Genomic DNA, 24,238 nt, shown 5'->3' on the forward strand with positions numbered 1-24,238 from the left:
TGTAAGGCGGCGTAGCGGTATCGGCTGCGGGCGTGCGCGGTTGAGCGCGGTTGCGCAGCCAGTTTACGTGCGGTGCAGCCTGCGCGGCGCGCGTGAGGGGTGGCCTGCACTGCAATGTTATAAACAGCGCAATAGTCTCCCGCGCCTGCGCGGCGTAGCCTGACCGCATTGCACAGGAACTTCGCCATGGGCCACGACCACGATCACCTGCCGTCCGAAATCCGCCATGAAAAGCCGCTGTGGTGGGCGCTGGGGCTGACCACCACCTTCCTGCTGGTGGAAGTGGTGGGCGCGTTCTGGACCAACAGCCTGGCGCTGCTGTCCGACGCGGCGCACATGGCCACCGATACGCTGGCGCTGATGATCGCGCTGGTGGCGGTGCGGCTGAGCCGGCGGCCGCCGGATGCGCGGCGCACCTATGGCTATGCGCGGCTGGAAGCGCTGGGCGCGATGATCAACGGCGCCATGCTGTTCGTGGTGGCCGCCTACATTCTGTGGGAAGCGATCGAGCGCTTCCGCCAGCCGCAGGAGATCGCCTCGACCGGCATGCTGGTGATCGCCGCGATCGGGTTGGTGATCAACCTGATTTCCATGCGCCTGCTGCAGGCCGGCAGCGGCGAAAGCCTGAACGTGAAGGGCGCCTACCTGGAAGTGTGGGCCGACATGCTCGGTTCGGTGGCGGTGATCGTGGGCGCGCTGCTGATCCGCTGGACCGGCTGGAAGCCGATCGACCCGATCCTGGCCGTGCTGATCGGCCTGTGGGTGCTGCCGCGCACCTGGGTGCTGATGCGCGAGGCGATCAACGTGCTGCTGGAAGGCGTGCCCAAGGGCACCGATGTGGCGCGGGTACGCGAACGGTTGGGCGACCACGAGGCGGTGCTGGATGTGCACGACCTGCACATATGGGCGCTGGCCTCGAGCACGCCGGCGCTCACCGCACACGTGGTGATGCGCGAAGACAGCGACGCCGACGCCCTGCGCCGCACGCTGAGCGACCGCCTGCATGATGAATTCGGCATCGAGCACGTAACCCTGCAGGTGGAGGCCGACCATTGTGGCGAGGCCTGTGGGCAGCCGCCGAAACACCCGCACGACCATGATCATGACCACGACCATGATGCGCAGGGCCATCATGGCCACGTACACCGGTAGCGACCGGGATACCGGCGGTAGAGTCGACTGTCAGTCGACTATCGCGCGCAGCGCGGGGTTTTCGATGGCCGAGGGAAGAGCAGTCGACTGACAGTCGACTCTACCGGTCGGCGTTGCCTTCCTCGCGACCCAGCCGGCCAACTGACCCTGTTGCGCCCGGCGGGGCTACAATGCCCGCCTGCCTTTCCTCGCGTTGGAGACCCTGCAGTGACCCGTAAACTCGTACTGTTGCGCCATGGCCAGAGCCAGTGGAACCTGGACAACCGCTTCACCGGCTGGGTCGATGTCGACCTGACCGACCAGGGCCGCAGCGAAGCCGCCAACGCCGGCCGCCTGATGCGCGAGGAAGGCCTGCAGTTCGACGTCGCCCACACCTCGGTGCTGAAGCGCGCCATCCACACCCTGCAGGGCGCGCTGGCCGAACTGGGCCAGGACTGGCTGCCGGTGAACAAGTCCTGGCGCCTGAACGAGCGCCACTACGGCGGCCTGCAGGGCCTGGACAAGGCCGAGACCGCCGCCAAGCACGGCGAAGACCAGGTCAAGGTGTGGCGCCGTTCCTACGACATCCCGCCGCCGCCGATGGAGCTGGACGACCCGGGCCACCCGATCCACGACCGTCGCTACGCCGGCCTGGACCGCAACGCCCTGCCGGGCACCGAATCGCTGGCCACCACCCTGGACCGCGTGCTGCCGTACTGGCACGACGCCATCGCGCCGCAGCTGAAGGACGGCAAGACCGTGCTGGTCACCGCCCACGGCAACTCGCTGCGCGCGCTGTACAAGTACCTCAACAGCGTGTCGCGCGAGGAAATCCTCGAGCTGAACATCCCGACCGGCATCCCGCTGCTGTTCGAACTGAACGACGACCTGACCGTGCAGTCGTTCCGCTACCTGGGCGACCCGGAAGCGGCGCGCAAGGCCGCCGAAGCCGTGGCCAACCAGGGCAAGGCGAAATAAGAAACAGAAGGCCGGCGTAAGCCGGCCTTTCTTTTTGCGGTTGGGAAAGAGCAGTCGAGCAAGCTCGACTCTACAGATTGCACTGGGTGGCTGCGCCCTCAGCAGTCATACCCCCAGTCTTCCACATCCAGCGCACACCCCAGCAGCTCCCCCAACGGCGCGCGCTGCCCAAGCAGTCCATCCAGCGCCGCCTGATCGAACGTATCGCTACCCAGCACATCGAGCATCTGCGCGTGGTCGGTGCGCACGAACAGGGTGATGAAGCCACCCCCCCTTGGCCGGCCGCATGCTGCCAATGCCGGCAACGAGTACCGGCAGCGGCAGCAGTAGATGGCGACCGTGCTGGCTGAACCCCGCGATCCCGACCTCCACCGCCGACCATGCCAGCAGGTGCGCGCGTGGCGCTTCGGTCATCTGCGCGGCAATGGCGCCTGGCAGGTGTTCAACGCCCACCAGATACGGGTTGCTGGCATGGAGTCGGAGCGGTGCGTCCGCGCCTGTGGCAAGCGTGAGGATCTTCATGGCCAACGATGGTAACGGTCCGGCCTCGCCCTGTGACCTTTGGCCGGTCCCCCGCACCGCCATGCCCGCTAGGCTTGAGGATTCGCCGTCGGAGAGAGACTCCATGAACGTCCGCAACCTGGTCCCGCTGGGCCTGACCATCGCCATCGCTGCTTCGCTGGCCGCCTGTGGCAAGAATGAAACCGCGCCGGCGGCCACCGCCGATGCCAAGCCGGCCTTCGATCTGTCGCAGATCAAGACCCCGCTGATCTCGCTCAACAGCGCCGACCTGGACCCGTCCATCGCCGCCTGTACCGACCTCAACGGCTTCGTCAACAGCAAGTGGCTGACCGCCAACCCGGTGCCGGGCGACCAGACCACCTGGGGCAGCTTCGAGATCCTGCGCGAGCGTTCGCTGGAAGTGCAGCACGCGCTGGTGCAGCAGGCCGCCGCCAGCCAGGCCAAGGCCGGTTCGGTGGAAGCCAAGATCGGTGATATCTGGAAGACCGGCAACGATGAAGCCAAGATCGAAGCCGCCGGCCTGGCGCCGCTGCAGCCGCAGCTGGACAAGATCGCCGCGCTGAACGACACCACGGCCATCACCCAGTACCTGCGCGACAGCCAGGCCGAGGGCAAGGGCGTGCTGTTCTCGCTGTTCGCCAATGCCGATTACAAGGATTCGGCCAACGTGATCGCCTACGTCGGCCAGGGTGGTCTGGGCCTGCCGGAAAAGGGCTATTACTTCGACGAGGCGCAGGCCAAGATCCGCGATGCCTACGTGGCCTACATCGCCCAGGTGCTGACCCTGTCCGGCGTGGACGCTGCGCAGGCTGCCGAGCAGGCCAAGGCCGTGATGGCCTTCGAAACCCGCCTGGCCAAGGCGTCGATGTCGCGCATCGAAATGCGTGACCCGGCCAAGCGCTACAACCCGCTCAGCGCCGCCGACGCCGACAAGCTGACCCCGAACTTCAGCTGGACCGCGCTGTTTGACACCCTGAAGGTGCCGGCCGCGCAGAAGTTCTCGCTGGCCCAGCCGGGCTTCTTCGGTGAAATGGACAAGATGCTGGCCGACGTGCCGGCCAGCACCTGGCAGGCCTACCTGCGCTTCCACACCATCGACGATGCCTCGCCGTACCTGAGCAGCACCTTCGAAAAGGCCAACTTCGATTTCTACGGCACCACCCTGCGTGGCCAGAAGGAAATGCAGCCGCGCTGGAAGCGCGTGCTGGAATCGGTCAACGGTGGCATGGGTGAAGCCCTGGGCCAGCTGTACGTCGATGCGGTGTTCCCGGCCGAATCGAAGGTGGCCATGCAGCACCTGGTGGAAAACCTGTCGCAGGCGCTGAAGGCGCGCCTGGAGCAGCTGCCGTGGATGGGCGACGAAACCAAGAAGAAGGCGCTGGAAAAGTGGGCCAGCTTCACCCCGAAGATCGGTTACCCGGACAAGTGGCGTGACTGGGCGGGCCTGCAGACCAACGGCGACAGCTACCTGGGCAACATGCAGGCGGCGCGCGCGTTCAACTACCGCTACATGCTGGACAAGATCGGCAAGCCGGTGGACAAGACCGAGTGGGGCATGACCCCGCAGACGGTGAACGCCTACTACAACGCCACCAAGAACGAGATCGTGTTCCCGGCGGCGATCCTGCAGGCGCCGTTCTTCGACGCCAAGGCCGATCCGGCGCTGAACTACGGCGGCATCGGTGCGGTCATCGGCCACGAAATGATGCACGGCTACGACGATTCGGGCAGCCAGTTCGCCGCCAACGGCAACTTCGACAACTGGTGGACCGACGCTGACCGCAAGGCCTTCACCGAACGCACCGACCAGCTGGTGGCGCAGTTCGACGGCTACGAGTCGGTGCCGGGCGTGTTCGTGAAGGGCAAGCTGACCCTGGGCGAGAACATCGGCGACCTGGGCGGCCTGACCGTGGCTTACGACGCGCTGCAGATGGCGCTGAAGGAAGACCCGAAGGCGAACGTCGAAGTCGATGGCCACAGCCAGGACCAGCGCTTCTTCATGAACTGGGCCACGGTGTGGCGCCGCAACTTCACCGACGGCGAGCTGCGCGTGCGCCTGAACACCGATCCGCACGCACCGGCCAACTTCCGTGCCAACGGCGCGCCGTCGAACATGCCTTCGTTCGCCGCGGCATTCCAGTGCAAGGCCGGCGATGCGATGGTGCGTGCCGACGACAAGCGCGTGGTGATCTGGTAATTCCCTCCGCAGTGGCGTAGTTGCAGAAAGGCCCGGCGAAAGCCGGGCCTTTCGTTTGGCAGGGCGCAGACCCGGTAGAGTCGACTGTCAGTCGACTATCGCGCGCAGCGCGGGGTTTTCCGCGGCCTGTGGGAAGAGCAGTCGACTATCGCGCGCAGCGCGGGTTTTTTCGCGGCCTGTGGGAAGATCAGTCGACGCTACCGCGCGTCGGCGGGCGATCAGGCCAGCGCTGGTTCGCGCTTCAGCATGCCGTGGAAGCGCTTGAGTACATACGGATCGATCAATCCGCCGGACTGTTCTTCCAGGATGCGCAGCACGGTGTCGTGTTCCATCGCGCCGCGGTACGGGCGCGCGCTGGTCATCGCGTCGTAGGCATCGGCGATGGCCACGATGCGTGCGCCCACCGGAATCGATTCGCCGTGCAGGCCATCGGGATAGCCGCTGCCATCGAAGGCTTCATGGTGGGCGCGGATCACCCGCGCCACGGCGGTGGCATCGCTGCGCCCGGTGGCCAAAAAGATGTGTTCGCCGCGCACCGGATGTTCGCGCATGATGTCGCGCTCTTCGAGGGTGTGCTGGCGCGGGCTGAGCAGCACGTCATCGGGAATGCCGATCTTGCCGATGTCGTGGAAACGCGCGGCCAGGCCGATCAACGCGCAGGTTTCGTCCTGCTGGTCGCAGTGCGCGGCCAGGCGCTGGGCCAGTACGCCCACCCGGTCGCAGTGGTAGCGGGTGTAGGCATCGCGCATCTGCAGCGACATCGACAGTGCATCGATCAGGCAGGCATGTTCGTGCAGCAGGTCTGGGGCTTGGGAGTGGGGCATCGGTGTGCAGGCGCAGGCAGTGCGCGAAAGCGACCGGCCCGCAGCAGCGGGCCGGTCTGGAAGAGTGGCACCTAGGGTAACGCGTGCGGCCTGTGCACCGTGTGGCGCGCTGGCCGCGTTCGCGATCAGCCGGTGGTCTGCAGCTGGATGCGGTTGGCCTTGGCGAACGCGTCCTGCGCATCGCTCAGTGCCTGCATGTCGGTGTCCATCTTCGTGGTGGCTTCATCCAGTGCCTGCAGCAGCGGCGTCACCTGCTCTTCGGTGTAGCCATCGGGCAGGGCGGCGATCTTCTGCATCACCGCGAACATGTCGGCGGTGCTCTGCACCGAATCGCGCAGGTCCTGGTGCAGGGCATCGGCATCCTTGCCGTGGGTCAGCAGCTCGATATGGGTCAGCCGGTCGGTGGCTTCCTTGTGGGCGTTGCCCAGGCCGAAGCGGAACTGTTCCAGGCTCTTGCCGTCCTGCAGCGCAGCATGGAAGGCTTCGCCACGCGCGCCTTCGGTCCACAGCTGGACCGTGTTCACCATGCTGTTCCAGCTGGCAACGTTCTCGTACAGGTAATCGCGGTTGCTCATGCCGCTGTGGCAGGCGGCCAGCAGGCCCAGGCTGGTGGCCAGCAGAAGGGGGGCGAATCGATTCACAGCAACACTCCTTGTCGCGGGCGCAGGAACGAATAGCGTGCCCTTCCACCGCCCGCAGCGGAAAGGCACCGGGGGATTGCAGTCAGCGCACGGCCAGGGTCAGCAGCAGGGCGCGCGCGGCGTTGAAACGGTCTTCCGGCAACGGCAGCGGGTGCTTGATGCGCAGCTTGTCCGGCCCTTCCATTGCGTACAGGTTGGGCTGCTTCTGGATCAGCTGGATCACCGCCATCGGGTCGATGTTCGGCTTGGATTCGAACACGATGCGGCCGCCGTTTTCGCCAAGATCCAGCTTGCGGATGCCCAGCGTGTTGGCCTGCAGCTTCAGCTCGGCAATGGCGAACAGGTTCTTGGCAGGATCGGGCAGCAGGCCGAAGCGATCGATCATCTCCACCTGCAGTTCGCGCAGTTCGGCGCTGTCGCGCGCGCTGGAAATGCGCTTGTACAGGGTCAGGCGGGTGTGCACGTCCGGCAGGTAGTCTTCCGGAATCAGCGCCGGCACATGCAGTTCGACTTCGGCACCGCGCACTTCTTCGCCGGCATCCAGGTCGGGCAGCTTGCCCTGGCGGATGCTGCGCACGGCGCGTTCCAGCAGTTCGGTGTACAGGCTGAAGCCCACCTCGGCCATCTGCCCGCTCTGGTCTTCGCCCAGCAGTTCGCCGGCGCCGCGGATCTCCAGATCGTGCGTGGCCAGGGTGAATCCGGCGCCCAGTTCGTCCATCGAGGCGATCGCTTCCAGGCGCTTTTCCGCATCCGGGGTGATCGAGCGGCGGTCGGGCACCACCAGGTAGGCATAGGCGCGGTGGTGCGAACGGCCCACGCGGCCGCGCAGCTGGTGCAGCTGGGCCAGGCCGAAGCGGTCGGCGCGGTTGATGATGATGGTGTTGGCGTTGGGAATGTCGATGCCCGATTCGATGATCGTGGTCGACAGCAGCACGTTGAAGCGCTGCTTCTGGAAATCCAGCATCACCTTTTCCAGCTCGCGTTCGGGCATCTGCCCGTGGGCGATGCCGATGCGCGCTTCGGGCACCAGCTCGGACAGCTCGCGCTGCATGCGGCCGATGCTTTCCACGTCGTTGTGCAGGAAATACAGCTGGCCACCGCGCGAGAGTTCGCGCTGGAAGGCCTCGCGCAGCAGCGCGTTGTCCCACTGGGTGATGAAGGTCTGCACCGCCAGCCGGTTCGGCGGCGGGGTGGCGATGATCGACAGGTCGCGCAGGCCGGCCATGGCCATGTTCAAGGTGCGCGGAATCGGGGTTGCGGTCAGGGTCAGCAGGTGCACGTTGGCGCGCAGCGCCTTCAGTGCTTCCTTCTGGCGCACGCCGAAACGCTGCTCCTCGTCGACGATGACCATGCCCAGGTCCTTGAACTTCACGTCCGGCTGCAGCAGGCGATGGGTGCCGACGATCACATCGATGGTGCCGGCGGCGACCTTTTCCAGCTCGGCCTTGATTTCCTTGCTGGTCTTGAAGCGCGACAGCACTTCGACCTTCATCGGGTAATCGGCGAAGCGGTCGCGGAAATTGCGGAAGTGCTGTTCGGCCAGCAGCGTGGTCGGCACCAGCACCGCCACCTGCTTGCCGGCACTGGCGGCGGCAAAGGCGGCGCGCACGGCCACTTCGGTCTTGCCGAAGCCCACGTCGCCGCAGACCACGCGGTCCATCGGCTGGCTGCTGGCCAGGTCGCGCAGGGTGGCGTCGATGGCGGCCAGCTGGTCGGGGGTTTCCTCGAACGGGAAGCCGGCCGCGAACGGTTCGTACATGGCGCGGTCCACGTGCAGCGCCAGACCGGCGCGGGCCTGGCGGCGCGCCTGGATTTCCAGCAGTTCGGCGGCCACGTCGCGCACCTTTTCGGCGGCCTTGCGCTTGGCCTTGCTCCATTGCTCGCCGCCCAGCGAGTGCAGCGGCGCGGTTTCCGCCGATGCGCCGGAATAGCGGCTGATCAGGTGCAGCTGGGCCACCGGCACGTACAGGCGATCGCCCTTGGCGTACTCGATTTCCAGGAATTCGCCGGGCATGCCGCCCACGTCCATCGCGATCAGGCCCCGGTAGCGGCCCACGCCATGGTCTTCGTGCACGATGGGCGCGCCTTCGGTCAGCTCGCCCAGGTCGCGGATGATCGCTTCGGGCTCGCGGCCGGCGCGACGCGTGCGGCGGGTGCTGCCCGCACGCTCGGGGAACAGCTGGCGCTCGGTGAGCACCGCGATGCGCGGTTCGTCCAGCGCGAAACCGTCTTCCAGTGCCGCCACGGTAATGGCGAAGCGCTCGGCGCTGTCCAGAAAGGCCGGCAGATCGGCCACCACCGGCGGCTTCAGTTCGGCCGCCTGCAGCACTTCCAGCAGGGCCTCGCGGCGGCCCGGGGAATCGGCCGCGATCAGCACCCGGCCGGGGTAATGGGCCAGGAAGGATTTCAATGCATCGCCGGCCGGTGCCTCGCGCGCGGCCACCGGCAGCGGCGGCAGCGGCTGGTCACCCAGCGCATGCGCATCGGCGATGCGCGCATGGTCGGCGGCCCACACTTCGATGCGCGCGGTATCGTTCAGACGTTCGCGCAGCAGATCCGGCGACAGGTACAGCGCCGACGGCGGCAGCAGCGGCCGTTCCACATCGTGGCGGCGCTGCTCGTAGCGCTCGGCGGTCTGGTTCCAGAACGTTTCGGCGGCCTCCCCGGCGCCGGCACACAGCACCGGCAGGCTGCCTGCGGGCAGGTAGTCGAACAGCGTAGCGGTGCGTTCGAAGAACAGCGGCAGGTAGTACTCGATGCCGGCCGGTGCCAGGCCGGATTTCAGATCCTGGTACAGCGCGCTGCGGCGGGTATCCACGTCGAAGCGTTCGCGCAGGGTGGCCAGCACGCGCGCAATGCTGGCCTCGTCCATCGGCACTTCGCGGCCGGGCAGCATGTGCACGGCCTCGACCTTGTCCAGCGAGCGCTGGCTTTCCGGGTCGAAGGCGCGGATCGAATCGATGTCCTCGTCCAGCAGTTCCACCCGCAGCGGCTCGTCGGCGCCCATCGGGAACACGTCCAGCAGGCCACCGCGCACGGCGAAATCGCCCGGGTCCATCACCTGCGGCACGTTGCGGTAGCCGGCGCTTTCCAGCCGGCGCTTCTCGGCCTCCAGGTCCAGGCGCTGGCCGACCTTCAGGTCGAAGCTGCCGCCAATCACATAGCTCTGCGGTGCCAGCTGCTGCAGCAGCGTCTGCACCGGCACGATCACCACACCCCGCTTCAGCGTAGGCAGGCGGTGCAGGGCGGCCAGGCGCTGCGAAATGATGTCCGGGTGCGGGCTGAAGCGGTCGTAGGGCAGCGTTTCCCAATCGGGGAAGGCGACCACCGGCAGCGACGGATCGGCACCCAGCAGGGTGTGCAGATCGGCTTCCAGCTGGCTGGCGCCGTGGTTGTCACGGGCGATGACCAGCAGCGGCGCCGTGTGCGCGCGTGCGGCCTGCACCAGATACCAGGCCAGTGCAGTGGGCGAGGCGGGGGCGCGCCACCAGGCGCGAAGCTGGCCGGCACGGGGCAGCGGCGGGGCGGGGTATGGAGTACGCGACATGGACCGCCGATCTTAACAGATGCTCTTGTCGTGACCGTGTGCGTAACGTCGCGGTAGCGCCCGGCCATGCCCGGCGGACGTCGCGGTGGGGTCGGCACGCCGGGCATGGCCCAGCGCTACCGGAATGTCTGTCGCAACGCGGCACGCCGGGCATGGCCCGGCGTCATCTCAATTGTCCAGTTCCAGCACCATGCGCACCAGGCCTTCGGCGCCGTTGGGGTGCGGCACCGGCTTGAAGCCCAGCGAGGCGGCCAGCTGCTTCATCGGCTCATTCTCAGCGGCCACATCGCCGTACAGACGGTCCAGGTACTTGCCGCGGCCCCACTTCACCAGCTTGCGCATCAGCTGCCGGCCCAGGCCCTGGCCGATCAGGAAGCGGCTGATCAGGATCGCGTACTCGGCTTCACGGGTACCGGGAATGATCGAGGCGCGCGCCACCGCGCCCACCACGGCTTCGCCGGCCGGCAGCGATTCGGCCGCGACCAGGGTGATCTCGGTCTTCGGATTGGGGTGGGTCAGGCGCTGGGTGGTTTCCGGCGAAAGCTCGGTGACCGCCTGCAGGAAACGGTCGCGGATTTCTTCCGGCCCGAACAGGCTGAAGGCGGCCTGCAGCGGCGCGCCGTCTTCCGGGCGGATGGGGCGGATCAGCAGCTCGTGGCCGCTGGGAGCCTTGAAGATCTCATGCCAGGGCGGCATGCGGTTGCGAGTGGCCATACCGGGTGGTTCCTTGGTGGTCCATCGATTGTGGCATCACCGAGGCTGTGTTCCGTGAACAAAAGGCTCACGCACGTACAGCCTCGTGAAGATGGCAGATCGTCGCTTATTCGGCGGTCTTCAGCCAGTCCAGGCGGGTCGTGGCACCCGGTTCGCCCAGGTGCTGGCGCAGCGCCGGCAGGGCAGGGCCGACCACCCGGTCGAACTGCCAGGGGGCGTTGAGCACCAGCATGCCGCTGCCGTTGAGGCGCAGCGGGGAATCGTCCGGGCGCACCAGGAATTCGATGGTCAGGGCCGACTTCACCGGCAGGGCGGTGGCCTTGCGCAGGAAATGCAGGATGGTGCGGCGCTGCTTGATCGGGAACCAGACCGCGCAGGTGGCCTGCGGCCATCGCGCCAGCGTTTCGGCCAGCGCGGCCAGGATCGCCTGGTACTCGGCATCCTGCGCCTCGTAAGGCGGGTCGATCAGCACCAGGCCACGGCCGATCTTGCTGCCATTGACCTTGGGCGGCAGCAGGGCACGCAGCTGGCCGTAGCCATCGCCGGGGTGCACGCCCACCCGGCTGTCATGGGCGAACAGGGCCTTCAGCGAAGCGGCCTCGTCCTCCTGCAGTTCGCACACCGCCATGCGGTCCTGCGCGCGCATGGCCTGGGCGGTCAGCAGCGGCGAGCCGGGGTAGGTGATCATCGCCCCCACCGGGTTGTCGGCCTGCACCGCCTTCAGGTAGCGCTCGACCACCTCGGGCAGCTTGGGCTGGGCCATCAGGCGCATGACCCCGGATTCGGCTTCCAGGGTCTTGCGGCTTTCTTCGCTGGCCAGCAGGTAGCGGCCGGCGCCGCCGTGGGTGTCCAGCACGAAGAACGGGCTGTCCTTGCGCTTGAAGCTGTCGATCAGGGCCAGCTGCACGATGTGCTTGAGGACATCGGCATGGTTGCCGGCATGGAAGGCGTGGCGATAGTTCATGGGCGGCAGTGTACGGGGCGGCGGCCGCAGCGGCTATGCTGCGCGCCATGACAGCGCCCGTTGCCCATGTGCTGGTGGTCGAAGACGAAGCCGCCATCGCCGAAACCGTGCTCTACGCCCTGCGCAGCGAAGGCTATGCGGCCAGCCACTGCCTGTTGGGCGGGGAAGCGCTGCAGCGCCTGCAGGACGGGGGAATCGACCTGCTGGTGCTGGATGTGGGCCTGCCCGACCTGGGCGGCTTCGAGGTCTGCCGGCGCCTGCGTGCGCTGCCCGGCGCGGTGGCGCAGCTGCCGGTGATCTTCCTGACCGCCCGCAACGACGAGCTGGACCGGGTACTGGGCCTGGAGCTGGGCGCGGACGATTACATGACCAAGCCGTTCTCGCCGCGCGAGCTGGTGGCGCGGGTACGGGCGCGCCTGCGCCGGGTGCCGGCGCCTGTCATCGCCACCCCGGGCCCGGCCGAGGACGGCGGCTGGCGCGAAACCGGTGCCTTCGCGATCGATCGCGAGGGCCGGCGCATCCGTTTCCAGGGCCAGCCGCTGGAGCTGACCCGCTACGAGTACGCCCTGCTGGACGCCTTGCTGCAGCGCCCCGGCGCCATCCTCAGCCGCGCCCAGCTGATGGACCGTGGCTGGGACAGCAGTGCCGACAGCGCCGACCGCACCGTCGACACCCACGTGAAGACCCTGCGCGCCAAGCTGCGCGCGGCCGGTGCCAGCGATGACCCGATCCGCACCCACCGTGGCGTGGGTTACGCACTGCAGGTGTAGCCATGCGGCTGATGCTGAAACTGTTCCTGGGCTTCTTCCTGATCGTGGGCATCGCCGCGTTCTTCGTGATGCGCGTGTTCGTGAACGAAGTGAAGCCCGGCGTGCGCCAGGCGATGGAATCGACCCTGGTGGATGCGGCCAACGTGCTGGCCGAGATGGCTGCCGCCGACGTCAAGGCCGGCACCATCGGCAGCGGCAGCTTCACCCGCAATCTGGCCAAGGCCCGGCAGCGCGACCTGAAGGCCATGGTCTGGCGCTTTCCCAAGCGCGCGCTGGATTACCGGGTCACCATCACCGATGCCCGAGGCATCGTGATCTACGATTCGCTGGGGCGCGACGTGGGGCGCGACAATTCGCGCTGGAACGATGTCTACCGCACTCTGCGCGGCGAGTACGGCGCGCGGTCCAGCCCGGAGATTCCGGGCGAAGAAGGCAACACCGTGATGCACGTGGCCGCGCCGGTGTACGACCCGGCCGATGGCCAGACCCTGATCGGCGTGCTCAGCCTGGCCCAGCCCAACCGCAGCATCGACCCGTTCATCGCCGCCAGCCAGCGCGCCATCATCGAGCGCGGGGCATGGCTGATCGGCCTGTCGGCGCTGGTGGGCATCCTGGTGACCGTGTGGCTGACCCGTGGCCTGGGCCAGCTCAGCCGCTACGCACGCGCGGTGACCAATGGCGAGCCGGTGCCGCCGCCACGGCGGCGCCGCGACGAGATCGGCGAACTGGGCCAGGCGCTGGAAACCATGCGCCGCAAGCTGGAAGGCAAGGCCTATGTTGAACAGTACGTGCAGTCGCTCACTCATGAAATGAAGAGCCCGCTGGCGGCGATCCGTGGCGCGGCCGAGCTGCTGCAGGAACCGATGCCCGATGCGGATCGCGCGCATTTCGCGCGCAGCATCGTCGACCAGCAGCAGCGGTTGACCGAAACCATCGACAAGCTGCTGGCGCTGGCCGAAGTGGAACAGCACGGCTGGCTGCAAACCCGTGCGCCGATCGAGGTGTCTGCCCTGCTTGAGGAAGCCGCCGGCGCCGCACAGGTGGCCGCGCAGGCGTCAGGGGTACAGGTCGTGGCCCACGCTGCGGCAGGCCTGCGCGTACACGGCGACGGCTACCTGGTGCGTCAGGCCCTGCACAACCTGATCGACAACGCGGTGGCGTTCTCGCCGCCCGGTTCGGTGGTGGAACTGTCGGCACAGAACGAAGGGCAGGGCGTGCGCCTGCAGGTGGCCGACCGTGGCGCCGGTATTCCCGATTACGCGCGCGAACGGGTGTTCGAACGCTTCTATTCGCTGGCCCGGCCCGGCAGTGGTCGCCGCAGTTCCGGGTTGGGCCTGCCCTTCGTGCAGGAAGTGGCCCGCCTGCACGACGGCCGCGCTGCCCTGGCGGCACGCGACGGTGGCGGCACCCTGGCCGAACTGTGGTTGCCCGCCGGCAGCCCCGCCACGCGCGCCCGGCGCTGACTTCACGCTCACTTCAAATTCGCCACAAACCCCGCTCACCGGCGGCGTCCATCCTGCAGTCCTCTCCAACGAGGATGGACCATGAAATCCCTGAAGATGCTGCTGCGGTTCGCCATTGTTGGCGGCCTGATCCTGCTGCTGCTGATTCCCCTGATGATGATCCGCGGCGTCATCAACGAGCGCAGCGCATACCGCGATGAAGCGTATTCGCGCGTGGCCGAAAGCCGCGCCGGCACCCAGCGGCTGATCGGCCCGGTGCGGGTGGTGCCGTGGGTGGAGCGCCAGCAGGTGGAAGTGGTGGACGCGCAGGGCGTGAAGAAGACCGAAATGCAGACCACCGAAGGGCAGTGGCTGCAGGTGCCGACCACGCTGGAAGTGAACGGCGAACTGCTGCCCAGCCAGCGCTCGGTGGGGCTGTTCAAGGTGCCGGTGTACAGCTGGAACGGCCAGGTCAAGGCCAGCTTCGCCGCCGACGATTACCCGGTGAAGGCCGGCCGCAGCTACGGCCAGCCGTACGTGGCACTGGGCGTGTCCGACGCCCGCGGCCTGGTGGGCACGCCGAACCTGCGAGTGGATGGCCAGCAGGTGCGGCTGCTGCCGGGTGTAGGCGCGGCCGACGCGCTGGGTCGTGGCCTGCATGCGCCTTTAGCCGGCTTCGCCGATGCCAGTGGCGGCACCCTGGCTGCCAGCAGCGTGGAACTGGAACTGCGCCTGGACGGCAGCCGTGCGCTGTCGGTGGTGCCGCTGGGCGATGACAACCAGATCGCGCTGCGCTCGAGCTGGCCGCACCCCTCGTTCACCGGTGCCTTCCTGCCCAACGAGCGCCGCGTCGATGGCCAGGGCTTCGATGCACGCTGGGCGGTATCGTCGCTGGCGTCCGATGCGCAGCACCAGTTGCGCAAGGGCGGCGATCTGGACGCGCAGGCCGTGGCGGTTTCGCTGGTGGACCCGGTGGACAGCTACACCCAGGCCGATCGCGCGTCCAAGTACGGCGTGCTGTTCATCGTGCTCACCTTCGTCGGTTTCATTCTGTTCGAGCTGATCAAGGCGCTGCGCATCCATCCGCTGCAGTACCTGATGGTGGGCCTGGCGCTGGCGATCTTCTTCCTGCTGCTGATCAGCCTGTCCGAGCACATCGCATTCTGGCAGGCCTACCTGGTCTCGGCCGTGGCCTGCATCGGGCTGCAGGCGGTGTACCTGGCCAATGTGCTGGGGCACTGGAAACGCGGGCTGGGCTTTGCGGCGATGCTGACGCTGCTGTACGGCGCGCTGTACGGGCTGCTGGTTTCGGAAAACAACGCGCTGCTCATGGGTTCGCTGCTGCTGTTTGCGATCCTGGCCGTGGCGATGTGGGTGACCCGCCGCGTGGACTGGTACGCGCTGGGCAGCGAGCTGAAGTAAGGAGCACACCATGGGCTGGCGCCAGGGATTGCGGCAACGGGCACAGCAGGGCATTCCTGCGCTGCTGGAAGTGGATGCACTGCTGCAGGCACATGGTGTGCTGGCGGCCCTGCCGGGGGCACGGATCGCCCCCGGCCTGGTCCGCTTCCAGCTGGCCGCGGTGAGCTGCGAAGGGCTGCGGCAGCAGGGATTGGCGTGGTTGAACAACGCCCGCCAGGGGCGCGGTGCGCTGGCCGGCCGGGTGCCGCGCTACCGGCCCTGGCAGGCCGGTGCGGCCGCGCTGCAGGCCATCGGCATTGACGGTCTGCCGGCGGACTGGCCGGCGCACGCCGCGGTGTACGGCTGCAGCAGCATCGACCAGCAGCACTGGTTGCTGCTGCTACCGGAACGGGCGCAGCTGTGGCTGGGCTGGCGCGGCTAGCGGCAGGCACAATGCGCTGTCATCAGGAGAAGCAATGCCATGGACATCGTAAGACTGAGCGAGACCCGCGACGGCTATGACATCGATACGACTGGCTGGGATGCCTACGTAGCGTCGATCGAAGCGGGGCTTCCGGCGCCGGTGAAAGCGTTCGTGGCGGCACCGTGGCGCTACGACTTCAGCGATCCCCGCTGCCTGCATGACGCGCGTCTTGAACAGCTGGCGCTCAGCGAGGGGGAAGACGAGAACGGTCGCCCGCATGAGGTCCTGCTGGTGCTGCAGGGCGCCTGGGGCGGGCGCATCGAACTGCGCTACGGGCAGGTGTCGCGGCTGCGGGTGGACAAGCACGGCGGGCCCTCGGAGGGATTCGGCGATCTGCTGCTGGAGGAACTGGTGGCGGTCGGCGCCGGCAGCTTCCGCCACGAACTGGTGTTCGTCGAGGGGACACTGCTGCTGGAGTTCAGCGATTTCAGCGAAACCCAGATCGATGTTCCCGTGCCGGAAGTGGCGGGCCCATGACCGATGGGACGGGGGGCGCCCGCCGCCGCTGGCTAGACTCGAAGGCTTGATGATCGAGCCGAAGGGCAGGGGTACGGCGTGGTGAAGTGGAGTGGGCTGAAGTGGGGTGTGCTGGCCGCAGCCCTGGTGATGGGCGGCAATGCAGGGGCGCAGCAGCGCGAAACGGTCGACCTGGACATGGTCAGCCGTATCCGCCAGGAGGCGTTCCACCGCTCGCAGGTAATGGATACCTTCGGCTATCTCACCGAACGCATCGGCCCGCGCCTGACCAATTCGCCGGCGATGGGCCGCGCCAACGCCTGGACCCGCGGCAAGTTCAGCGAATGGAAGCTGGACAACGTGCACGACGAAGCCTTCGACGACTTCGGCCGCGGCTGGGAGTTCACCTCGGCCAGCGTGGAAATGCTGGGCGACCGCGTGCAGCCGCTGCATGCCCTGCCCAAGGCGTGGACGCCGGGCACGAACGGGCCGGTGGAAGGCGAACTGCTGCAGGTGGAGATCAAGAAGCCGGAGGACATCGAGAAGTACCGCGGCAAGCTGCGCGGCAAGATCCTGCTGCTGGGCGAAGCGCGTGAGTACAAGCGCGGCACCGAGGCCGATTCGCACCGCCACGACGCCACCTCGCTGGAAGGCCTGCAGGAATTCACCCTGCCCAAGGATGCCGCCGCCGAGCGGGCCAAGCGGGTGAAGGAATACAAGGAACGCCAGGAACTGGCGGCCAAGGTCAATGCGTTCTTCGTGGAAGAGGGCGCGCTGGCCGCGATCAGCATCAGCAGCTGGGACAACGGTATCATCCGCGTGGCCGGCGGCGGTTCGCGCAAGGCCGGCGAATCGGTCGGCATTCCCGAGCTGGCGATGATCGCCGAGCACTTCAATCCGCTGGTACGCGCGCTGGCGGCCAAGCAGAGCGTACGCCTGCGCGTGGATGTGGCCGCTCGCTTCACCGACGAAGCCGACCAGCCCGGCTACAACACGCTGGCCGAGATCCGTGGCAGCAGCAAGCCCGATGAAGTGGTGATGATCGGTGCGCATCTGGATTCGTGGCACAGCGGCACCGGCGCGGCCGACAACGCCGCCGGCGTGGCGGTGATGATGGAGGCCATGCGCATCCTCAAAGCCACCGGCGCCAAGCCCAAGCGCACCATCCGGGTGGCGCTGTGGAGCGGCGAGGAACAGGGCCTGATCGGTTCGCAGGCCTACGTGGCCAAGCACTTCGGCCGCTTCCCCGAACCCACCGACGCGGCGCAGAAGGCATTGCCGGCCTCGCTGCGCGAGCCCACCGGCGCCCTGCAGAAGACCCGCGATTACAACAAGTTCCAGGTCTACTTCAACATGGACAATGGTTCGGGCCGCTTCCGTGGCATCTACGCCCAGGAAAACCTGGCGGCCATGCCGATCTTCGAGGCCTGGCTGGCGCCGTTCCACGATGTGGGCGCCACCACCGTGGCTACCCGCAACACCGGCAGCACCGACCACATCAGCTTCGACCGCATCGGCCTGCCGGGCTTCCAGTTCATCCAGGACCGGCTGGACTACTTCACCAACGTCCACCACAGCCACCTGGACACCTGGGACCACGCCGAACCGGACGATCTGAAGCAGGCGGCGGCCATCGTGGCCTCGTTCGCCTACAACGCGGCGATGCGCGAGGCCTCGTTCCCGCGCAAGGCTGAACCGCAGCCCTGAGAAGGCGGGCAGGAGGGGCCGGACGCGTCCGCCTCTCCTTGCCCTTGCGGGGCTGGTGGTAAAATCGGCGGATTCCCGTTCCCCGAGCGCCCCATGATCTGCCGCACCCGCTTCGCCCCCAGCCCCACCGGTTACCTGCACATCGGCGGTGCCCGCACCGCGCTGTACTGCTGGCTGGAGGCCCGCCACCGCGGCGGCGAGTTCGTGCTGCGCATCGAAGACACCGACCGTGAACGCAGCACCCAGGGCGCGATCGACGCGATCCTGGAGGCGATGGACTGGCTGGGCCTGGACTACGACGTCGGCCCGATCTACCAGACCGACCGCGTGGCCCGTTACCTGGAAGTGGCCGAACAGCTGGTGGCCGACGGCAAGGCGTACTACGCCTACGAAACCCGCGAAGAGCTGGACGCGATGCGCGAGGCCGCCATGGCCAAGCAGGAAAAGCCGCGCTACAACGGCGCCGCGCGCGACCTGGGCCTGCCGCACAAGGACGACCCGAACCGCGTCATCCGCTTCAAGAACCCGCTGGATGGCACGGTGGTGTTCGACGACCTGATCAAGGGCCGCATCGAGATCGCCAACAGCGAGCTGGATGACATGGTCATCTTCCGCCCGGACGGCTACCCCACCTACAACTTCGCGGTGGTGGTGGACGACTGGGACATGGGCATCAGCGAGGTCATCCGCGGCGACGACCACATCAACAACACCCCGCGCCAGATCAATCTGTACGAAGGCATCGGCGCGCCGGTGCCGAAGTTCGGCCACATGCCGATGATCCTGGACGAGCAGGGCGCCAAGCTGTCCAAGCGCACCGGTGCGGCCGACGTGATGCAGTACAAGGACGCCGGCTACCTGCCCGACGCCCTGCTGAGCTACCTGGCCCGGCTGGGCTGGTCGCATGGTGACCAGGAACTGTTCAGCCGCCAGGAGCTGATCGACCTGTTCGACGTGGCCAACTGCAATTCCAAGGCCTCGCGCCTGGACATGGCCAAGCTGGGCTGGGTCAACCAGCACTTCCTGAAGACCGAAGAACCGGCCAGCATCGTGCCGCACCTGGTCTACCAGCTGGAAAAGCTGGGCCTGGACGTGGCCGCCGGCCCGGCCCCGGTGGACGTGGTGATTGCCCTGCGCGAGCGCGTGCAGACCCTGAAGGAAATGGCCGAGAAGGCCGTGGTCTGGTACCAGCCGCTGACCGAGTACGACGAGGCGGCCGTGGCCAAGCACTTCAAGGCCGGCGCCGAACTGCCGCTGGGCAAGGCCCGCGAGCTGCTGGCCGCGCTGCCGGAATGGACCGCCGAGGCCGTGGGCGTGGCCCTGCACGATGCCGCCGCCGCGCTGGAAATCGGCATGGGCAAGGTCGCCCAGCCGCTGCGCGTGGCCATCACCGGCACCCAGGTCAGCCCTGACATTTCCCATACCGTGTACCTGGCCGGCCGCGAGCAGGCCTTGAAACGCATCGATGTGGCCATTACCAAGGTAGCAACGGCCTGAGCCCTGCGGCCCAGCCCCGAACCGGAGAACGCGCATGCCCGCCAAACCTGCTTCTGCCTGTACCGCCCCGCACCACCACGTCCACGACGCATCGGATTTCGTGGCGGTGGTCGAGCGTGTCTCGCGCGAGCGCGGGCTGCGCCTGACCCCGATCCGCGCCAACGTGCTGAAGCTGATTGCCGAGGCCGGCAAGCCGGTGAAGGCCTACGAGCTGCTGGAATGGGTGCGCAGCGGCAAGGGCGTGGGCGCCGACGCCCCGCCCACCGTGTACCGTGCGCTGGATTTCCTGATGGCCAATGGCTTCGTGCACAAGCTGGAATCGGTGAACGCCTTCGTGGCCTGCCACCATCCCAGCAGCGCGGCGCACTCGGTGCCCTTCCTGATCTGCAACAGCTGCCACAGCGCGGTGGAACTGGAAGACCGCGAAATCGTCACCCAGCTGGAAAAGCGCGCCAAGGAGCTGGGCTTCCAGCCGCAGGCGCAGACCCTGGAAGTGCACGGCCTCTGCGCGCGCTGCGCGGGCTGACAGACCCGCATCCCGGGGTCAGAGCCCTTTTGCCAAGGCAAACATGAGGTTTGGGGTCGGATCCCTTTGCCACTGGCAAAGGGCTCTGACCCCTACTCACAAACGCTGCCGCAACCGCTTCAGCGCCACCTTGCGCGCAGCAATCAATTCCGCATCCTTCACTACCTGCGTTTGCACCCACTGCAGCGCCTCATGCGCGGCCGCACCGCGCACGGCACACAACGCCAGGCTGCGGCCCCGCGTGGTCGGCGCCTGTTCCCATACACGCTGGACCAGGTGCAGCAGCGCCTGCTGCGTAGCGATTGGCACCACGACAGCCTTGTCGAAGGACAGCAGCAGATTCAGCGCGGCCAGCGCGCGCGACGGCGCCGACAGTGGATCGTCCTCGCTGAAATCGGCCTGTTCGCAGAAAGCCAGCAGCGCCGCTACGGACGCCTCGCTGCGCACATCCTGCAGCACCCCGATCGCATAGGTGGCCAGGCGCGGGCTGTCCAGCAGTGGCTGCAGCCCCGCCACGCCACGATGGCCGAACGCCGCACAGGCCCGCGCCCACGGCGCCATCGGTGCGAAGTGCGTGCCGTCGGGGTTGTGCTGCATGTCCTCGCGCCAGCCGTGCAGCGCACACAGGCGCTCGATCTCGGTCGCACCCTCGGCACCGTGCTCGAGCACGAAGCGGATCAGATCCTCCACCTCCACGCTGCCACCATGTTGCAGCGGCGCCGGTCCCTTGGCTGCCTTCCGGGCCAGTGCGTTGAATTTCATTGCTTGCGATTGTTCCAGGGGTAAGGCAGGCGAGCAGGGTGGAGTCGATCAGGTAGAGTCGACTGGCGCGACAATCCCGGAGCAAAAGCAGTCGACTGACAGTCGACTCTACCGTGCCGGTGCCGGTGCCGGTGCTGGATCAGGCTCGGCGGCGGTATTCACCCGCGCGATCACCGACATGCCCGGGCGCAGCCGCGCGGCCAGTTCCTGGTCGGGGTCGATCGAAATGCGAATCGGCAACCGCTGCACCACCTTGGTGAAGTTGCCGCTGGCGTTGTCCGGGCGCAGCACGCTGAATTCCGAACCGGTGGCCGGCGCGATCTGCTCCACATGGCCGTGCAGCACCTGGCCCTGGAAGGCATCCACGGTGAACGTGACCGGCTGGCCGATGCGCATCTGCCAGGTCTGGCCTTCCTTGTAGTTGGCCACCACCCACAGCGTGTCGGGCACCAGGAACAGCAGCTGCGAACCGGCCGCCACGTACTGGCCCACGCGCACGCTGGCCTCGCTGATCTGGCCATCGCGCGGGGCATGGATGACTGTGTTGGCCAGGTCGATGCGCGCCAGTTCCAGTTGCGCCTGCGCGCTTTCCACCTGCGCTTCCAGACCCTTGCGCGCCACCTGGGTGGATACCAGGGTTTCCTCGGCAATGCGGATCTGTGCCTGCGACTGCTGCACGCTGGCCTGCGCCGAGGCCTGGGTGGTGCGGAATTTGTCGCGGTCGTTGATCGACACCAGCTGCTGCGCGGCCAGCTCCTCGTAGCGCTTCAGCTCATTGCGCGAGCGCTGCAGTTCCGATTGCCCGGCGGCCAGGGTGGCACGCGCCGAGCCGATCTGCGCACGGTTCTGCGCCTGCGACTGGTCCGAATTGGCCAGTGCGGCACGCGCACTGGCCAGCGTCGCCTCGGCCTGCGCCACCTTCTGCGCGTAGATGCGATCATCGATGCGCAGCAGCGGCTCGCCCTGTTTCACGTGCTGGAAGTCCTTCACCAGCACCTCGGTCACATAGCCGTTCACCTGCGGCGCCAGCACGGTGATCTGCCCACGCACATAGGCGTTGTCGGTCACCATCACGCTGCTGGTGAACGGCCACAGGTGCCAGGCACGCAGGATCAGCGCGATGCCCAGCAGCGCCACCACGATCATCACCACCACGCTGCGCGCGCTGGGCCGCAGGTACTTCGGCGCGGCGGGCGCGGCAGGTGCCGCCGGTGCCGAAGCGGCGTCGGTGGGCGGCGGCGGGGTCACGTTGTCGGCGCTGTCAGCGTCGTCGGGGCGGGGCGGAACGGGAGACATGGCAAGGGTACTCAGGGCGGCGCTGCGGCAGCCGCAGCGGTGGCAACGGGGTGGCGCTTGCGCCATTGCTTCAGCACGGCGGTGCGCAGTGACAACAGCAGCAGCCAGGCCAGGAAGCCGATGGCCAGCCAGCCACTCAGGGTGAACACATCGTTGAAGCCGCGCACGTTGGCTTCGCGTCGCGTGGTCTGCGCCAGCTGTGCGCTGCCCTGCGCGCTGCGCAGTACCGGGTCGGTGATCTGCGCCGCATACACCTGCTGCTGGATGCGCAGGCGCTGCGCCACCACCGGATCGGCGGGATCGAGCTGACTGGTCAGCGCGCTGGAATACAGTTGTTCGCGGTGCAGCTGGAAAGTGCCCAGCACAGCCGAACCGGCCAGGCCGCCCAGGGTCTGGGTGATCGACAGGGTGACCAGGAAGGTGATCATGTGGTCCACGCCCTGCTTCAGCGCAGCGGAAATGCCGAGCATGATCAGCGGGCCCATGAACATGCCTGCGCCCACCGAAGCGAGGAACTGGCTGACGTAGAAATCGTGCGGGCGGTCCAGGCTGGTGCGGTGCTGGTCCAGCACCGCGGCCGTGCCCAGCAGCAGGATGGCCATCAGCAGCTGCGGAATCAGCCGCTTCGGCCCGAAGGTCAGCGAGGCTCCGGCGATGCCGGTGATCACCCCGGCCAGGATCACGCCGAACAGCGGCCGCATCTGGTCAGGGCCCATGCCCAGCGTGCGCATCAGGCTCACCACACCGTAGGACTGTTCGGTGGTGAGGAAGCGGATCAGGAACGCGCCGACGATGAAGTGCAGCACCGGCAGGGTGGACAGCCAACGGATCTGCAGCAGCGGGTTGCGCCGATAGTGCTCAATCACCAGTGCGGTGGTGGTCAGCGCGATCGACGCCACCAGCGCCCAGCCCAGCCACGCGGTGTCCAGCCACCAGCGCGTGTAACCCTGCGCCAGCACCACCACCAGCAGCGCCACGGCCGGCGCCAGCAGGGCGAAGGTGAGGAAATCCAGCGGTTCGAAGGCCTTGATCTGCACGCCCGGCGGCAGCTTCAGCAGCACCACCGCGGCGAATGCGCACAGCGCCAGGCCGGCTTCGAAGGAATACAGCTGGTGCCACTGGCCGGTATCGACCAGGGTGGGCGAAACGATCCAGGCGATCGGCACCGCCAGCTGTGACAGACCCACGCCGACCACCAGCAGGTTGCCGGTGAAGCGGCGGGGCAGGGCCTGCAGCATGTACAGCGTGCCCAGGGTGGAACAGGCGGCGCCGGCGAAACCACTGGCGGCGCGGGTGAGCAGGGTGGTCTCAAAGCTGCCCACGAACAGATGCAGTACCGCCAGCGCCGCATACAGGCCCAGGCCGATTTCGGCGAACAGGCGGATGCCGTACTGCTGGCGGAACTTGAAGGCCAGCAGGTTGGCGGTCACGTTCACCATGGCGTAGGCGGCCACCAGCCAACTGCCCTGGGTGGGGGTGAGCGCCAGCTGGCCCTGCAGGAACGGCAGGTTGGCGGTCACCAGCGCATTGCCCAGGCCACCGGTGATCGCCACCAGCAGCGACACCAGCGCGTAGGCCGCCCGCCGCTGCGGCGGGTGCCAGGGCATCGAGGCCGAGCCGGGCATGGTCGGCTTCTCGTGCTCCTCCCAATCCGGAATCGGTTTGAGATACGGCTGCACCATCAGCGGTCTCCGCTGGCTGCTCCCTGAAGGCCCCCGCGCAGCAGCTGCAGGGCGCGCCCGGCCAACTGCGCGCGCTCTTCGCGGGTCTTGCCGCGCAGGGCTGCGCCCAGCATGCCCGAGATCAGTGAAATATCCGTCTTCTCCAGATCCGGGCGGCACAGGCCGGCGGCCTTGGCGCGCGCGATCGGTGCTTCCAGCAGATCGCGCACGGTCTCGCGCGCGATGCGCATGGCCGCCACGTCCGAATCCACCGCGCGCCAGTAGTCGGCCAGCGCCGGCGAATCGATGATGCGCTGGGCCATGCCTTCGAACACTTCGAACAGGGCGTCGTCGCGGTCGCCCAGCTGTTCCACCTGGCGGCGGATGCGGTCCACCGTGCGCTGCAGCAGGGCCTGGATCAGGGCGGTGCGGTCGGGGAAGTTGCGGTACAGGGTGGCGCGGCCCACCTGGGCACGTTCGACCACCAGGTCCAGCGGCGCGGTTACGCCGTGTTGGCCGAACACATGGTCGGCGGCATCGAGGATCAGGGCCCGGCGGGCGGCAGCATCAGCGCGTTGTGCGGTCATGGCTTCATTTTCGGACAATAGTGTCCGGTTGGCGAGACGTTCAGTGACGGGATTGTCCGTTTGTTGCTCTACGCACATCTTTGTGAGGATGGCGTGAAGGATCGCGCGCCATGGAAAAGGGGCCCGAAGGC

General features: G+C 67.5%; 22 protein-coding genes. 12 read left to right on the forward strand and 10 right to left on the reverse strand.

What is annotated here, in order from left to right:
* Positions 1 to 186 precede the first annotated feature (186 nt).
* Both C1930_RS06490 and gpmA read left to right on the forward strand, forming a co-directional pair.
* Complete coding sequence (locus tag C1930_RS06490) at positions 187 to 1,152, forward strand: cation diffusion facilitator family transporter (RefSeq protein WP_108771351.1); 966 nt, start codon at positions 187 to 189, stop codon at positions 1,150 to 1,152.
* Positions 1,153 to 1,359: 207 nt separating this feature from the next.
* Complete coding sequence (gene gpmA / locus C1930_RS06495) at positions 1,360 to 2,109, forward strand: 2,3-diphosphoglycerate-dependent phosphoglycerate mutase (protein WP_108771352.1); 750 nt, start codon at positions 1,360 to 1,362, stop codon at positions 2,107 to 2,109.
* Positions 2,110 to 2,207: 98 nt separating this feature from the next.
* On the opposite strand, the gene C1930_RS20185 is transcribed toward gpmA, so the two are convergent.
* Positions 2,208 to 2,357 (reverse strand): hypothetical protein, encoded by a 150-nt coding sequence (locus C1930_RS20185; protein ID WP_159093562.1) that lies wholly within the window; start codon positions 2,355 to 2,357, stop codon positions 2,208 to 2,210.
* Between the two features lie 82 nt (positions 2,358 to 2,439).
* On the opposite strand from C1930_RS20185, the gene C1930_RS20190 reads away from it, so the two are divergent.
* Both C1930_RS20190 and C1930_RS06500 read left to right on the forward strand, forming a co-directional pair.
* The gene (locus C1930_RS20190) at positions 2,440 to 2,646 is read left to right on the forward strand and encodes a hypothetical protein (RefSeq protein ID WP_159093564.1); all 207 of its coding nucleotides are present in this window, start codon (positions 2,440 to 2,442) and stop codon (positions 2,644 to 2,646) included.
* 88 nt (positions 2,647 to 2,734) lie between these two features.
* The gene (locus C1930_RS06500) at positions 2,735 to 4,828 is read left to right on the forward strand and encodes a M13 family metallopeptidase (RefSeq protein WP_108771353.1); all 2,094 of its coding nucleotides are present in this window, start codon (positions 2,735 to 2,737) and stop codon (positions 4,826 to 4,828) included.
* A 218-nt stretch (positions 4,829 to 5,046) separates the two neighbouring features.
* Here the strand turns inward: C1930_RS06500 and C1930_RS06505 are convergent, their stop codons facing one another.
* The 5 genes from C1930_RS06505 to rlmJ form a co-directional block, all read right to left on the reverse strand.
* The gene (locus C1930_RS06505) at positions 5,047 to 5,652 is read right to left on the reverse strand and encodes an HD domain-containing phosphohydrolase (RefSeq protein ID WP_108771354.1); all 606 of its coding nucleotides are present in this window, start codon (positions 5,650 to 5,652) and stop codon (positions 5,047 to 5,049) included.
* A gap of 125 nt (positions 5,653 to 5,777) precedes the next feature.
* The gene (locus C1930_RS06510; RefSeq protein WP_108755739.1) at positions 5,778 to 6,293 is read right to left on the reverse strand and encodes a hypothetical protein; all 516 of its coding nucleotides are present in this window, start codon (positions 6,291 to 6,293) and stop codon (positions 5,778 to 5,780) included.
* Between the two features lie 82 nt (positions 6,294 to 6,375).
* Positions 6,376 to 9,840 (reverse strand): transcription-repair coupling factor, encoded by a 3,465-nt coding sequence (mfd, locus tag C1930_RS06515; protein ID WP_108771355.1) that lies wholly within the window; start codon positions 9,838 to 9,840, stop codon positions 6,376 to 6,378.
* 168 nt (positions 9,841 to 10,008) lie between these two features.
* Positions 10,009 to 10,554, reverse strand: coding sequence for a GNAT family N-acetyltransferase (locus C1930_RS06520; protein ID WP_019659177.1), 546 nt, complete (start codon positions 10,552 to 10,554; stop codon positions 10,009 to 10,011).
* Between the two features lie 106 nt (positions 10,555 to 10,660).
* Entirely contained in the window at positions 10,661 to 11,518 is an 858-nt protein-coding gene (gene rlmJ / locus C1930_RS06525; protein ID WP_108749009.1) for a 23S rRNA (adenine(2030)-N(6))-methyltransferase RlmJ, read from the reverse strand.
* A gap of 35 nt (positions 11,519 to 11,553) precedes the next feature.
* On the opposite strand from rlmJ, the gene creB reads away from it, so the two are divergent.
* The 8 genes from creB (at position 11,554) to C1930_RS06565 (ending at position 19,801) form a co-directional block, all read left to right on the forward strand.
* Entirely contained in the window at positions 11,554 to 12,288 is a 735-nt protein-coding gene (creB, locus tag C1930_RS06530; RefSeq protein WP_108752544.1) for a two-component system response regulator CreB, read from the forward strand.
* Between the two features lie 2 nt (positions 12,289 to 12,290).
* Positions 12,291 to 13,751 (forward strand): two-component system sensor histidine kinase CreC, encoded by a 1,461-nt coding sequence (gene creC, locus C1930_RS06535; protein WP_108755741.1) that lies wholly within the window; start codon positions 12,291 to 12,293, stop codon positions 13,749 to 13,751.
* An 81-nt stretch (positions 13,752 to 13,832) separates the two neighbouring features.
* Entirely contained in the window at positions 13,833 to 15,152 is a 1,320-nt protein-coding gene (gene creD / locus C1930_RS06540; protein ID WP_108771356.1) for a cell envelope integrity protein CreD, read from the forward strand.
* A gap of 10 nt (positions 15,153 to 15,162) precedes the next feature.
* Positions 15,163 to 15,573, forward strand: coding sequence for a hypothetical protein (locus tag C1930_RS06545; RefSeq protein WP_108755743.1), 411 nt, complete (start codon positions 15,163 to 15,165; stop codon positions 15,571 to 15,573).
* Between the two features lie 39 nt (positions 15,574 to 15,612).
* Positions 15,613 to 16,092, forward strand: a complete 480-nt coding sequence (locus tag C1930_RS06550) for a hypothetical protein (protein WP_108755744.1) — start codon at positions 15,613 to 15,615, stop codon at positions 16,090 to 16,092.
* 129 nt (positions 16,093 to 16,221) lie between these two features.
* On the forward strand, positions 16,222 to 17,778 hold the full coding sequence (locus C1930_RS06555) for a M20/M25/M40 family metallo-hydrolase (RefSeq protein WP_108772548.1): 1,557 nt from the start codon (positions 16,222 to 16,224) through the stop codon (positions 17,776 to 17,778).
* 93 nt (positions 17,779 to 17,871) lie between these two features.
* Positions 17,872 to 19,275: a glutamate--tRNA ligase gene (gene gltX / locus C1930_RS06560; RefSeq protein ID WP_108771357.1), complete on the forward strand. Its 1,404-nt coding sequence runs from the start codon at positions 17,872 to 17,874 to the stop codon at positions 19,273 to 19,275.
* A 34-nt stretch (positions 19,276 to 19,309) separates the two neighbouring features.
* Positions 19,310 to 19,801 (forward strand): Fur family transcriptional regulator, encoded by a 492-nt coding sequence (locus tag C1930_RS06565; protein ID WP_108749015.1) that lies wholly within the window; start codon positions 19,310 to 19,312, stop codon positions 19,799 to 19,801.
* A 96-nt stretch (positions 19,802 to 19,897) separates the two neighbouring features.
* Here C1930_RS06565 and C1930_RS06570 read toward each other — a convergent pair whose 3' ends face one another.
* The 4 genes from C1930_RS06570 to C1930_RS06585 form a co-directional block, all read right to left on the reverse strand.
* Positions 19,898 to 20,563 (reverse strand): hypothetical protein, encoded by a 666-nt coding sequence (locus C1930_RS06570; RefSeq protein WP_108771358.1) that lies wholly within the window; start codon positions 20,561 to 20,563, stop codon positions 19,898 to 19,900.
* Between the two features lie 108 nt (positions 20,564 to 20,671).
* Complete coding sequence (locus tag C1930_RS06575; RefSeq protein ID WP_108771359.1) at positions 20,672 to 21,859, reverse strand: HlyD family secretion protein; 1,188 nt, start codon at positions 21,857 to 21,859, stop codon at positions 20,672 to 20,674.
* Between the two features lie 11 nt (positions 21,860 to 21,870).
* Positions 21,871 to 23,541: an MFS transporter gene (locus C1930_RS06580; protein WP_108755747.1), complete on the reverse strand. Its 1,671-nt coding sequence runs from the start codon at positions 23,539 to 23,541 to the stop codon at positions 21,871 to 21,873.
* The gene (locus C1930_RS06585) at positions 23,541 to 24,107 is read right to left on the reverse strand and encodes a TetR/AcrR family transcriptional regulator (RefSeq protein WP_108752554.1); all 567 of its coding nucleotides are present in this window, start codon (positions 24,105 to 24,107) and stop codon (positions 23,541 to 23,543) included. Before C1930_RS06585 ends, C1930_RS06580 begins: the two co-directional genes overlap by 1 nt.
* Positions 24,108 to 24,238: the final 131 nt, after the last annotated feature.

The organism is Stenotrophomonas sp. SAU14A_NAIMI4_8, from assembly GCF_003086695.1.
Lineage (GTDB): Bacteria > Pseudomonadota > Gammaproteobacteria > Xanthomonadales > Xanthomonadaceae > Stenotrophomonas.

Coding starts and splice junctions, on each gene's coding strand:
- C1930_RS06550 (WP_108755744.1), top strand. CDS start 15,613: ATGGACATCGTAAGACTGAGCGAGACCCGCGACGGCTATGACATCGAT.
- C1930_RS06570 (WP_108771358.1), bottom strand. CDS start 20,563: ATGAAATTCAACGCACTGGCCCGGAAGGCAGCCAAGGGACCGGCGCCG.
- C1930_RS06500 (WP_108771353.1), top strand. CDS start 2,735: ATGAACGTCCGCAACCTGGTCCCGCTGGGCCTGACCATCGCCATCGCT.
- C1930_RS06580 (WP_108755747.1), bottom strand. CDS start 23,541: ATGGTGCAGCCGTATCTCAAACCGATTCCGGATTGGGAGGAGCACGAG.
- C1930_RS06585 (WP_108752554.1), bottom strand. CDS start 24,107: ATGACCGCACAACGCGCTGATGCTGCCGCCCGCCGGGCCCTGATCCTC.
- rlmJ (WP_108749009.1), bottom strand. CDS start 11,518: ATGAACTATCGCCACGCCTTCCATGCCGGCAACCATGCCGATGTCCTC.
- C1930_RS06565 (WP_108749015.1), top strand. CDS start 19,310: ATGCCCGCCAAACCTGCTTCTGCCTGTACCGCCCCGCACCACCACGTC.
- C1930_RS20190 (WP_159093564.1), top strand. CDS start 2,440: ATGGCGACCGTGCTGGCTGAACCCCGCGATCCCGACCTCCACCGCCGA.
- C1930_RS06575 (WP_108771359.1), bottom strand. CDS start 21,859: ATGTCTCCCGTTCCGCCCCGCCCCGACGACGCTGACAGCGCCGACAAC.
- creC (WP_108755741.1), top strand. CDS start 12,291: ATGCGGCTGATGCTGAAACTGTTCCTGGGCTTCTTCCTGATCGTGGGC.
- C1930_RS06520 (WP_019659177.1), bottom strand. CDS start 10,554: ATGGCCACTCGCAACCGCATGCCGCCCTGGCATGAGATCTTCAAGGCT.
- gltX (WP_108771357.1), top strand. CDS start 17,872: ATGATCTGCCGCACCCGCTTCGCCCCCAGCCCCACCGGTTACCTGCAC.
- creD (WP_108771356.1), top strand. CDS start 13,833: ATGAAATCCCTGAAGATGCTGCTGCGGTTCGCCATTGTTGGCGGCCTG.
- C1930_RS06545 (WP_108755743.1), top strand. CDS start 15,163: ATGGGCTGGCGCCAGGGATTGCGGCAACGGGCACAGCAGGGCATTCCT.
- C1930_RS06490 (WP_108771351.1), top strand. CDS start 187: ATGGGCCACGACCACGATCACCTGCCGTCCGAAATCCGCCATGAAAAG.
- C1930_RS06555 (WP_108772548.1), top strand. CDS start 16,222: ATGGGCGGCAATGCAGGGGCGCAGCAGCGCGAAACGGTCGACCTGGAC.
- C1930_RS06505 (WP_108771354.1), bottom strand. CDS start 5,652: ATGCCCCACTCCCAAGCCCCAGACCTGCTGCACGAACATGCCTGCCTG.
- mfd (WP_108771355.1), bottom strand. CDS start 9,840: ATGTCGCGTACTCCATACCCCGCCCCGCCGCTGCCCCGTGCCGGCCAG.
- creB (WP_108752544.1), top strand. CDS start 11,554: ATGCTGCGCGCCATGACAGCGCCCGTTGCCCATGTGCTGGTGGTCGAA.